Genomic DNA, 12130 nt, shown 5'->3' on the forward strand with positions numbered 1-12130 from the left:
TGCCATTCTTTTTCTGTGCCTGCGTGACGAACGGCGGAGGCACTTGGTGGTTGTGGACAGTGCGTTACTCCTGCAATGTATTCTTACCAGCAAAGTATTATTAACAGAGACAAACGCCTTTACTCGATCACCAATTCAATGTCTTCATGTACTTCGCCCGCTTTCAATTCGACCTTCTCCCACGTTCCTGGTAGACCGGAAGTCGCGATAAAGTGGAATGGTTCCACCCGGATATAATTCTCTCCCGGTCGAATGAATTTTAATTCGAAGGTCCCATCTGCGTTCGTCTTCGTTTTGGGATCATAATATCGATTTACCAGTAAGTCCGTTGCCTGCGAACCGATACGAAGCCCTTTCACACTTCGGCCACTGGCTGACACAACGCGTCCTTTTACAGTACACGGGCGGGTTAATGTCAGGTTGAAGTCATCGAATTTCTGGTTGGGACTGGAATGGACGGGTTGGCGCACTCCATTCGCCCAGTTGCGCCATTGCTGATACTTGCCATCATGCACCATCAGATTGTATTCGAAGGTATTGCCAGCTGGCATGACGACGCGATAACTACCATCCTCTTTTGTTGTGACACTGTAACGCGTATCACCGGTCAAGGAGTTCCCACTGCCACTTTTTGCTGGGGCGACTGTCGCACCGGCAACGGGATTCCCATCGGGATCTAGAACTTTCCCTGAAAACTCCACACCGCGTTCAACTACAATCGTAACGGGGGCCATTCCGGTCGAAAGGTTAAACGTCAATCTATCAAAGTTTCGCTGCCAGCCGTCTTGCTGAATCGTCTTGTGTTGCCATTCTTTCACAGCATCGGGAGACCACCAGCGTCCTAGAATCCCGTTAAAATAGCCGATATTTCCGTTTATTTTCTGAGACTTTCCATAACCGACCTGAAAAACAAATTCGCCGGGCAACATTCCGTCGATCACAATTCTACCATCGGTATCGGACTTGCCAAAAACAGAGCGATCACGCCATGACCAGAGCACAACCTGATCCACAGGCCTGCCTGTATCCGCGTCGATCACGCGGGCTTCAAAACGAACTCCCTGTTTCAACTGAAGATCCAGCGACTTAGCCTGATTCTTGGCGACAACAATATTCGGTACACGAGCCACGCCGACTCCGGGCACAGAAACACGCATCTCGTAAGTATCAGGAAAGACATACATGCGATAGTGGCCGGTCGCATCCGTCGTTGTCTCGGTCTTCACCTCGCCGATCAAAACTCCATCACCCCGTTTCGGTCCCTGCAAACCTTGGATTGTGGCATCCGCGACCGACTTCCCACTGGGGTCAAGCAGTTGACCTTCGATATAGGTTTTCCTGTTTAAGGTGACGGTCAGGACGTCCTCTCCGCACGCCTGTTGTACGATATAGTGCGGTGAATACCCCGGCTTACTGATGCGAACTTCCGCGCGTCCACCGTCTGTTTTTGGATTCAATCTGAAGACGCCCTGCTGGTTGGTTTTGGTTTCCGTCCCTTGCCACCACGTCCAGGCATCCACCAGCACACCTTCAATCGGCTTTCCCTCCTCGTCGATCACAATGCCCACAATTTCCTCGGGGGCAGCCGGCTTCAGTGGCTTCATTACCGCTTCTGGCTTCGATTCCTCAGCGTCAGCACTCTTTTCCTGCGCAGCCAGCGGAGTGATAGAACGATCTTCAGGAGGTTCGGCAACAGAAGAAACCTGAAACGCCAGCAGACAGAACAGCCCCAGCAGCATCGCGGTCGTAACCAGACTGCCCGTTTCGAACAATCGGTCTTTCTGCCTGCGATTGTGGCCCAGAATCCGTTCAATCCGAATACCCAGTATTGACGCGCGTCCTGTTGCCGAAACCGCAACCGGATTCACTCTGGTCGGCACCGCTTTGGCAATTTCGGCGACATCAATTAGCAAATTCGCATAATCGTCAGCACGACTTCCTGAAGCAACGACTACGGCATCGCAGCAGAACTCACGTTCCAGTCGCACTCGTTTTGAGATAAACCAGACAACCGGGTGAAAGAAGAGAACTGCTTCCAATGTATTCTGAGCGAGATTAAACAGATGATCGTAACGTTTGATGTGGGTTAGTTCGTGATATAGAAGCTGTTCCATTTGCTCTGGACTCAATTGAGCCAGGCAAGCCATGGGAAGCAAAACGGTTGGTCTCAGAATACCAACCACCGATGGAACTCCTACTCGCTGACACCACATGACCGGAGGCTGCAATGCGAGTCCTATCTGCCGCGTGATCTTTTCAATCGAAGCGACAAGCTCCGGTTGAGTCACCGGGCTAGCAACACGCCGATAGCTGCGGCTGATATACACGCCGAATGCCAGTCGACAGGCAAAAAACAGCACGCCAACAAAATAGATTGCAATCAACGCGGGTGCAACGCGACGCAAATCCCAGGAGCGTGCGGCTGCTGTGGGACTTGTATTTTCAGGAGAAATCAGTGCTTTCGTCTCGTCCGTATTGAAAACCAGACGCGAATCCACTGCCAGCGGCATTGTAGCCGGGGCTTCTGTCTCCATTGCGGTTGCTGTCTCATTAGCTGACACGATCATTTCCAGATCATGTCCGACTGCGTCATTGATTGCCAGAAAAGTGACTGGCACACACAGACCAAAGATCAAGAGACAAATCATCCCGCAGGCATGTCGCGATTGGGGAGAGTGTTTTCGAAGCAACCCCATTAAACCGGCGAACACGGCTCCAATAATAAGTCCCTGCCATAACAAATGCACGAAACACATCACGAGTTTCACACAGAATTCCTGATTCCAGTCTAGCATTTCGATCACTCCTGATTACGGCGGTTAACAAACTCGCGCAGTTGCGAAAGCTCCTCGTTAGATAGATCTGATGTCTCCAGCAAATTCAGCATTGCCGCTGCAGCCGACCCGTTAAACAGACGTGTTACCAAATCGCGCATCATACGCTTGGATGTCGCTTTTTCCGTCACGCTGGCACGATACAGATAGCTGCCCCCTGCCTTTCGACGTTTGACGTATCCCTTCTCTTCCATGATGCCCAGAATCGTCATCACAGATTGATACGTCACGTCCCGCTCAGGATTGAGCGCATCGCGAATCGCGTGCCCTGAGAGTGGGCCTTGCTCCCAGAGTCGTTTTAATATTTCAAGTTCCAGTTCCGTAGGAAACCGGGTTGTCTGACGTGCCATTTTTGCTCCCTAACAATCGAATTCATTCGATTAACAAACTGATTAGATCACAGACTTCAGAGCGTGTCAACATAAAATCTAATTAATTAGATTCTAAAAGCAAACTGTGAAATCTCGGCGGGTAAATCTAATGCTTGCTGACTTTTGCTGTTGTCATTCATCAGGGCCCCTTGAAACGCAAACGCAAACGCAAACGCAAACGCAAACGGAAACGCAAACGGAAACGCAAACGGAAACGGAAACGGAAACGGAAACGGAAACGGAAACGGAAACGGAAACGGATCTCATACAGATGACGAGATCACCTGATTCACTGCTCTTGAGAATATTTTTCGCTCATCTTGACACCTGGGACAGTTCGTCCTACCCTTACCTGCGACAGTTTGTCCTAGAGCCGTCGAAAGGAAGCTATGGTTAAACATTCGCGTGATGTCACGGAAGCAGAATTGAACGTGCTGCAGGTATTGTGGCGTGAAGGCCCACTCACGATTCGCAGGATTACAGAAATTCTGGAACCGAAGCGGGTAGACGCCTATTACTCGACCGTCAAAAAGCTGCTGGAACGCCTGGAATCAAAAGGCTTTGTGCAACGTGAAGCGGCCGGCATTGCTTTCATATACGAAGCGATGGTGGCACGAAATGATCTGGTAGGCCGCCGTCTACAAGAAGTTGCAGAAACCCTCTGTGAAGGTTCACTGACACCACTCCTGACGCAACTGGCACAACACCATGATTTGAGCAAAAAACAGCAGAAAGTCTTAATGGATCTGATCAACGATCTCGCAAAGCAAGAAAAACACTAAACCAAACGGAGTTGGATATGAATCCCTTGCTGAATCTCATGCTCAGTAATGCACTCGTGGCCGCAGTTCTGTTCGCAATACTGATGTTGCTACGACGTTGGATCAAAAACCCCGCGGTAATGCATCTATTTCTGCTATTGATTCTTGTCAAGCTGATCACGCCCGCTTACTGGCAGCCACAGTTTGATCTGCTTTCGACCGTGTCTGTATCGCCTGCATTTCCGGAAGAGGATGTTTCTGCGAACGCTGCGAGTGAGGTCACGCCTCCGAACCCCACAACAGACCCCATCCAACCGGTTCCGCAAAGTGCTGGTCCGCCTCCAGAACAATCTGAACTCACATTTCCCGGTTTGAATGTTCCCGCTGAAAAGGAACGTTCGACTCTAGCGCAGTCAATAACCAACACAAAAACAGAAGAGGCGGCATCTATTACAACATGGTGGTCTTTGCTCAGCTCCGATACCCAATCAGGAACGGAACTCTTTGCCCGGCTATTCATGCTGGCCTGGATCACAGGTACAACAGGCTGGTTTCTGCTTGCCTTTTGGCGGATTATCCGTTTTCAGAAGTATCTGCGCCAGGCGTTACCGGCGTCCAAACAGCTGAATCAAATCGCGGCAGAATTGGCAGCGAGGATTGGTCTGAAATCGGCTCCTCAAATTCAGATGGTTTCTGGAAACGTCTCGCCCCTCTTGTGGGCCTGTTTCAGTCGAGCCCGAATTATTTTACCGAACGGCTTGCTGGAACAGTTGAACGAAGCAGAGATAAAGACGCTGTTACTGCATGAACTGGCACACTATCGGCGCGGCGATCACTGTGTGCGGTTGATCGAGTTGCTGGCGACCGGCGTTTACTGGTGGAATCCGGTGCTGTGGTTAGTACGTCGAGAGATTCGTAATACGGAAGAAGCATGTTGTGACGCCTGGGTCGTGCAGACACTCCCGGATCAACGACGTGCCTATGCCGAAGTCTTGGTCAAAGCGATTGGTTATGTTTCACGGCCGCAACATATCACCGCCGCAACAGGCATGGGTTCACAACAAATTCTGGAACAACGATTAAAATCCATCATGTGTGAAACGCTGAGTGGAAACATTTCGCGGCTGACCAAAATCGCAATTGTCGTCATTGCGTTGGTATTGCTACCGTTTGCGCCAATGCTGGGGCAACCGACCGCAGAAACCGTTGCCGCCCAGGACAAACGGGCCCTGCCTGCGGCTGAAGAGATCCTGGCTGGTTATCGTGCGAATTTCAAAAAGCTGATGCCAGTCGAGATGACCTACCGCGTCCTGACACAAGAGAACATGAATTGTATCAACGAGGACCGAAGACAGTTAAAGGGCCTCGAAATGTTACTGAATATGGATCGGGCCGAGCTTGAGAATGCATTCAAGGTCGTATTCGAGAATACCGACGTAAACGCTCGTCAAAAAGATGAATATTTTCGCGCGTTAACAATGGATTTTGTTCGAAAAAAGTTGCTTTTCGAAGGAAACTTGACACCGGAAGCGATTCAATCACGTCTGAAGGAAAGTCTGGCTGAACGCCGTTACCTTTGGACGGATGGCAAGTCTTTTCACCAGCGTTGGTCCACCGATGAGAAAGCCCTTGAGGCAAATTTGAAGCGGGGGCCGGTCTGGCCTGCTGAGAATCTGAATACACACTACCACGCGATTAAAATGATCTCCTGGTCGGACAATCAACAGCTGCCAATGCGACACTGGTATGGTAATGGTCCTGATAATCGTTCCACACGCGCTACAATCGGTAACAAGCTTAGTGGTATTAATTCTTTCAAAACGATCGCGCCACTGGGGCTGAAAGAATTACCCTGGAAGGAGATTCATTCTTACGGTCTGGACAATTCCATGTCTGAATCTCCTGACCATTATCAGGTGATCGGCCGTGCGAAGTTTAGGGGGCGGCCGGTGATTCTGATGGATGGATTCTTCACTCCTGGAGGCGAACCAACAGAGCTACGTTATCGGATGCGGGCCTGGGTTGATCCAGCGCAGGGTTACCTGCCTTTACGTATGGAATGGGCGCTGGTTGATGATGCGAACAAAGTCGTAAGAGGCTTACATCAAGAAACTGAAGTTTTGGAAGTAAAAAAAGTGGCTGACGGCTATTATCCGGTGCGGATCAAATTTCAGGAATACACGTTTGACAGCCTTGGGATTGAAAAGCAGATCAAGGAAATCGGCGTTGAAAATTTAGGCGATCGTCCACTTCCCGATCTGCCACTCGTACCGGGGCGCGTCAAAATCTGGGAAGCCACCGAATTCACGCCGCGTAAAGCCATTGATCCGGCTACGCTGGCACTGGAATTCCCGAAAGGCACGCTTTATGAAAATGAGATTGATGGCGGCAGGTACCGTGCCGGCGATCCAAAACCGATTCCACCTCCGCTAGAATACACTCCGAAGTTGCAGGTCGGCGATATCGCGCCGCCTCTGGAAGTGGCTAGCTGGCTGGATGGAAAATCAAGAAGTCTGGACGACTTTCGGGGAAAAGTAGTCGTACTGTTGTTTGTGGACATCTTCGCTTTCTCAGATATCCCGGACGATATGCAGCTTCATTTGGGGATGAAGAGGGACCTGTTTAAAAAGATCCAGATGAAATATGCCGCGCAAGGTGTCGCCTTTTTGGAAATTCATCCTGTCGGAACAACCACTGATCAGGTCCGTGCGTATCAGAAATTTCGGCAACCAAAAACATTAGCGGCCATCGACGCGGGGACGAATGCCAAAGCAGGAACGACCATTAATAAATATACCGATCTTGGTGAGATGAATGCATTCCTGATCGGTCGCGATGGCCGCATCATCATGAGTACCGATTCCGCAGTCGATTATGGCTTTGAGTCTTACTGCTATTACGCTGCCACTAAACTGAATATTCCGATAGAAACTCCAGTGACTCTCCCCGAAGAAGACATGGAAGAAGCCATGCACCAAATCAGGCGTATTCTGGAATTCATCATCAGCGAACAACTCGACAGAGCGCTGGCGGTTGAAAATAAAAGTTCCGGGAAATAAACGTTTCAGGAACCGGAGCCTGTTTGATTCACTCTGCAGCCGTCTCGTTTTGATCCGCTGGCAGCTTGGCTAGCTGCTGATCAAGCATGACTTCCAGTCGCTTCAGATCCGGTTCATAAAAGCCAGCCGTATAGAAGAGAATGGTTCCCTCTGGTGAGATCACCAGCGTACGCGGGATTGATTCCTTCGCAAAAAGTGAATAGACACCGCGATCGGGGTCGGCGGCGGCGGGGAATGTGAATCCGTTTTCTTTACAGAACTCCTGCACTGATTCGGTGGTTTCTTCACGGCCGATCACCAGCATGCGGAAACGAAGGTTGTTCTTTCGCGCTTCCCAGATCTGCTGGAAATGCGGCAATTCCAATCGACAGGGGCCACACCAGTTCGAATAGAAATTGATCAACACGACATCACCGCGCGCTGCTGACAATGAGAACGCTTCGCCATTCGTCAGCATCAAAGAAAAATCGGGGGCAGCGTCTCCCACCTGGACGACAGATGTTTTAGCAAATTCTTCAGCGCGTGCCTCATTGATCACTTTCATTTGTTCTTTGGCGAGGGATGGCATAAATATCCACCACTGAACCGCTTGTTGTGTTCCAAGCAAACAGAGGACAGCGGCCATTGAGAGCAGGAGTCGAATCACGTGCCCCCGGCGTTTTGCCGTGTTCCAGCGTAAAATCATAAAGCCGAACGAGAACACAAGCACGCCGATAGCGATCATCACCCCGATCATAATTACCATCAGGATGAGATTGTATGTCTCTCCACTCATGGCTTCACCGAAGCAAGTTTTTTCCGCACCAGTTTTGACTGCGCGTCGTCGAGAATCTGCCAGCAGGCCAGGCCGTTGCCGACGAGATCGAATTCATCGAATTCCCAGACGATTTTCTTGTCGCCATCGAGTTCCAGGATCTGTGGATTATTCGGCCCCGCGTGGCAGTTGCCAATCACCAGGTTGCCGTTAGCGAGTTGCTGCAGACAGGTGGTCCATTTAAGTTCGACATCGGTCTCGGGGACTTTGCCTTTGATTTCCCAGACAACTTTTTTATCAGGAGTGACTTCGAGCACACTGTTGCCGCTGCCCGAAGCGATGAGAGTGTTACCGTTGTTAAGACGAATGGCGCCATACACGCGAGTGTTGGTCAGATAATCCCAGACGACTTCGCCTTTACGATTGTATTCGGTGACCACGCCGGGATTTTCGGAACAGACCAGATAGGTGCCTTGTGGCGTGATCCGCACGAGACGCGTGGATTGCGTGCCCCCCTTTTTCAGCGGGAACTCATGCACGAGCTTGCCCTGCTGGTCGACTTCAATGATCCGCCCGACGCCACTTTCGACAATCACCGTATTGCCGTTAGGCAACCGAGAGAAAGCATGTACGTCAACTCGTTTCCCCGCGTTGCCATTCATCGTCGCGGAATCATAGGTCCAGACAACTTTCTTATCCAGGGTGATCTCCTTGAGCCCGGTCCAACTGTCGTGAAACAGAATATTGCCGTTAGGCAGAAGTTGCACATCGTGATGGCCGGCATGCCCATTCGCAGGACCACCCGTTTTAAATGACCAGAGAACTTTACCGTCTGCATCACAGATCGCAAGGATATCTTTCTGATAGGAAGCCCCTACCAGGACCAGTTGCTCGGCGTAAACAGAGGCGTTGATTAACAGACAGATAAGAACAATCAGAAATTGCGAGGCGCGTTTCATAGTTTGAGATTCCATTTAAGGTAAGTGGAGAGTCATTTTATGTTTAAGTCAGCTTCAAATCAGTGTGCTTCCATCATAACAGTGAACGGCATACTCTGAAACTAACAATAATCGGTCGGAAGGAGAAGCATGATATTGACTTTTGTGCGCACTGTCCTTTATGGTGTTCAAAGAACATAACCTCATATGAAATTAAGTCAGATAAAGTTTTTTGAGATGCGCTTTCAGATCCTTTTCTGCTCTCTCCCGTGATTCAACTACAATTCGTGGAATTCGCTACTGATGATATTGTTTCCTACTCTTCCCTACGTACATCGCCCCGACTGCGGTCATCGTGTTGTGATGTTCTCACTCGTTCTATTACTGCTATCGGTTCCAACTCTTCCAGAGGTTTTCGCACAAACACCGCCTGCGTCGGATCCTTTTGATCAGGAAGTCCCTCTGGAGTTTTCAAAGGTAACGCAGGCATTAGACCATGACGATTACGATCAGGCGCTCAAACTACTATCAAAATTACGCGTTGAATATTTGAAGTCACGAAATAAATTACTGAAAGCAGAAATTCTGGCGAAAATCAAAGAAGTGAATCGACTCAATCGCGAGTTTGCTAAACTTCACCGGGAGTATGCTGCTCTAAAAAAGAATTCCAACGATCCCGAGGCATTAAAAGCCATCGGAAATTTCTACTGTCTCGAGAAAGGGGACTGGGGCAAGGGTTTACTGCTACTCTCCAAGTCCGATTCTCCTGAGCTGCGGCAGACCGTGCTGTCTGATTTGAAGCGCCCCGTGACTCCGACCGAAAGAATGAAACTTGCTGATGCCTGGTGGGAACAGGCTTCACAAGAAAAAGGACCGCTTCGAAAAGCCTATCATTTGCGAGGACGTTACTGGTATATATTAGCACGTCCTTTTCTGACGCCAGAACAGCGAGTCTATCGAGACAAGCAACTTCAACAGCTTGTGTTGGAAGCAGATAAAATTGTAATCTGGAATCAACATAACGGAAGTTATGGTGATCGGGGAACACTCGCGTGCATCGTAACACTGTTGTATCAAGGTAAGTCCGTGTGGCGGAAGTCCGTTCAACTACCCTGGCTGATTGATGCCCCCGCAAGCGCGACGGTGAAGCCTCCCCATGTCCGGTTCGATCAGGTACGGATTGATGTCACAAATTTTCGAGGCGGAGGTGGCGGGCTGGGAGAAGTGGAAATCTTTGACGGAACGATTAAGCTTTCACAAAACTGCTCGGCTGTCGCGAAGGAATATTTTGAAGAGAATCGACAGTTTCATCCCAGCAACGTGACAGATGGAGACAAATCGGGGGCATCGGGCTACTGGCTGTTAAACAATGGTCAACAAGGCTGGGTACTGATCGACATGGTCAATTACCTGCAGCAGCAATGATAAAGACTGCCATGATTCTTAATACAATTCACTTTTATTGACATTTTGAGACTGCTTCTAGTGCTTTGTCAAGCTAGGAATTGAGGGTTGAGGGTGTTGTTTACGTGCTCCGTTGTCGCACTCTCGTGATATCTATCAACCCAATATTTAAAAATGACGCTCCACTAGGAATCTACCCCTCATCCCAGTGCTCTCGCACGAAACAATCATTAATCTGTTCGATCCGAGACTGGATCGCGGTAATGCGTTCGTGGGGCAGTCCCAGGGTCAGCATATTCAAGGCGGCTTCCGGGCTGGGATTGTGAAAATATTCCTCTGCGGTGCGGCGTGGCATCATCGTCTCCAGAGGAAAATCACTGGAACTGACAAACGACAGAATACAGCACAAGATCTGATCGTCGTTTAATTCATAAGGTGAATGCGCGGGTCGTGCCTCGAACTGAAATTCCAGCAGACTATTCCAGACAATGTGCAAGACCTGTGTATCTGCATGGAACAAGTCAACTAAAAAGGCAGGCAGGAATTTCAGGAAACCTGCATATGACATCAAGAGCGGTGCCTCCTGATGATACGTGATCAACCGGTGATCCAGCTGATCCCAGGTTTTATGAGAAAAGTCCCGTATGATTTCGTCGCATTCAGCATCTTCCGTTCGTACTAACTGCGTTCCATCAATCTCGATCAAGTACTCAATCGGTGGGAAATACTCGTGAATTAGATCGATTACGGTCTGCTCGTAATTCTGCTTCCAGTCTCTTCCGGGTATCCGCTTCACATTATCGATCATTTATGTGATCAACAGTCATCAACAAACGCCTGCCTGAATTAGTTATCTCTTGTTTACGTAATGCTTTCAATTCCATTTTCTCTGAATTTTTTAGTAGCAATCAAGAGTCACGTTACGTTTAATAGAATAGAGGTAGCACTGCACCTGGCATATCTGTATTCCATAAGTCTTTATTCTATTAGGGTCTACAGTGTCTACACAATGTTTGATCAATCCCATCTCATTTATTTTCATCAACGAAACAACGTATCTCTGACCGTGAATTCGATTCGCGATCAGTTTATCACCCGATCGGGCCGACGGGATTTTTGAGGTTTCACAATTGTAGTCCGACAGGGGGATTCTTCGTATGCGAAAATTTGCTTTTCTACTCACTTTGTTTGCACTGATGATTTTTGCCAGTGATGCGTATGCCCAGCGTGGTGGTGGTGGCCGAGGCGGCGCTGGAGGCCAACGCGGAGGTGGTGGCCAACAGGGAGCCGGAGGGCAACAAGGGGGCGGCGGCCCGCGCGGCGGGGGTCAGCAGATGGGACAAGGCGGAGGCGGTCAATGCCAACAGGGAGGTGGCGGCAATCAAATGCGTGGTGGTGGAATGGGCGGCGGAACGGGCGGCCAGGCTACCACAACAGATACCACCGAACTGGTCACCCAGATGTTGCTTCAAATGGATCGCAACCGGGATGGTATGATCGTACCAAATGAGGTCCCTGCACAAATGCAAAACCGGATCGCCAATGCTGACGCCAACGGTGACGGCATGTTGAATCGGCTGGAACAGATGGCGGTGATTGATCGTACCAGAATTCTAACGGGAAGCCCCAAGGCAAACGGGATTGGTCTCAATGCGGATATTTTCCAGCGACTGGATCGAAACCAGGATAACACCATCAGTCGGACCGAAGTTCCGAGACCACTCCAACGGCTGTTTCGAACTCTTGATTCGAACATGGATGGCTCGATCGACGCTGAGGAACAAGCTGCGATTCTCGAACGTATCAAAGGCAAATTGAATCCGGAGCAACCTCCGCGAATTCAAAAACCCGCGCTTTAAGAATGTACACAGTGAGAGGCTTTGGTGCCAGGAATCAATTAACGACTTTGGTGGTGTACTCCTTGGGGTGACTGTAGTTTCGAGTTCCGAGTTCGTGTTCTGCAGTCGCTTTACCGGTCAACAAGAGATTCCTGGCACTTTTTATGCGCC

Annotated in this window: 9 protein-coding genes; 4 read left to right on the plus strand and 5 right to left on the minus strand. The window is 49.7% G+C overall.

Annotation, left to right across the window (positions count from 1 at the left end; genetic code table 11):
- Positions 1 to 119: 119 nt before the first annotated feature.
- Together AAC022_RS09825 and AAC022_RS09830 are read right to left on the minus strand one after the other, a co-directional pair.
- Positions 120 to 2795, minus strand: coding sequence for a M56 family metallopeptidase (locus AAC022_RS09825; RefSeq protein ID WP_339730501.1), 2676 nt, complete (start codon positions 2793 to 2795; stop codon positions 120 to 122).
- A gap of 5 nt (positions 2796 to 2800) precedes the next feature.
- Positions 2801 to 3184 carry a BlaI/MecI/CopY family transcriptional regulator gene (locus AAC022_RS09830; RefSeq protein WP_339730503.1) on the minus strand — a complete coding sequence of 128 codons (384 nt, stop codon included), beginning with the start codon at positions 3182 to 3184 and terminating at the stop codon, positions 2801 to 2803.
- 410 nt (positions 3185 to 3594) lie between these two features.
- On the opposite strand from AAC022_RS09830, the gene AAC022_RS09835 reads away from it, so the two are divergent.
- Together AAC022_RS09835 and AAC022_RS09840 are read left to right on the plus strand one after the other, a co-directional pair.
- Positions 3595 to 3987, plus strand: a complete 393-nt coding sequence (locus AAC022_RS09835; protein ID WP_339730506.1) for a BlaI/MecI/CopY family transcriptional regulator — start codon at positions 3595 to 3597, stop codon at positions 3985 to 3987.
- A 17-nt stretch (positions 3988 to 4004) separates the two neighbouring features.
- Complete coding sequence (locus AAC022_RS09840) at positions 4005 to 7025, plus strand: M56 family metallopeptidase (protein WP_339730508.1); 3021 nt, start codon at positions 4005 to 4007, stop codon at positions 7023 to 7025.
- A gap of 28 nt (positions 7026 to 7053) precedes the next feature.
- Here AAC022_RS09840 and AAC022_RS09845 read toward each other — a convergent pair whose 3' ends face one another.
- Both AAC022_RS09845 and AAC022_RS09850 read right to left on the minus strand, forming a co-directional pair.
- Positions 7054 to 7800 carry a redoxin domain-containing protein gene (locus AAC022_RS09845; RefSeq protein WP_339730510.1) on the minus strand — a complete coding sequence of 249 codons (747 nt, stop codon included), beginning with the start codon at positions 7798 to 7800 and terminating at the stop codon, positions 7054 to 7056.
- Complete coding sequence (locus tag AAC022_RS09850; RefSeq protein WP_339730512.1) at positions 7797 to 8738, minus strand: PQQ-binding-like beta-propeller repeat protein; 942 nt, start codon at positions 8736 to 8738, stop codon at positions 7797 to 7799. The genes AAC022_RS09845 and AAC022_RS09850 overlap by 4 nt, the downstream gene beginning before the upstream one ends.
- A 282-nt stretch (positions 8739 to 9020) precedes the next feature.
- Between AAC022_RS09850 and AAC022_RS09855 the strand changes: the two genes are divergently transcribed.
- Positions 9021 to 10142 (plus strand): hypothetical protein, encoded by a 1122-nt coding sequence (locus tag AAC022_RS09855; protein ID WP_339730514.1) that lies wholly within the window; start codon positions 9021 to 9023, stop codon positions 10140 to 10142.
- Positions 10143 to 10314: 172 nt separating this feature from the next.
- Here the strand turns inward: AAC022_RS09855 and AAC022_RS09860 are convergent, their stop codons facing one another.
- Positions 10315 to 10929 carry a hypothetical protein gene (locus AAC022_RS09860; protein ID WP_339730516.1) on the minus strand — a complete coding sequence of 205 codons (615 nt, stop codon included), beginning with the start codon at positions 10927 to 10929 and terminating at the stop codon, positions 10315 to 10317.
- Between the two features lie 349 nt (positions 10930 to 11278).
- Between AAC022_RS09860 and AAC022_RS09865 the strand changes: the two genes are divergently transcribed.
- Positions 11279 to 11980 (plus strand): EF-hand domain-containing protein, encoded by a 702-nt coding sequence (locus AAC022_RS09865; protein ID WP_339730518.1) that lies wholly within the window; start codon positions 11279 to 11281, stop codon positions 11978 to 11980.
- Positions 11981 to 12130 lie beyond the last annotated feature (150 nt).

It is taken from the genome of uncultured Gimesia sp. (assembly GCF_963976445.1).
Lineage (GTDB): Bacteria > Planctomycetota > Planctomycetia > Planctomycetales > Planctomycetaceae > Gimesia.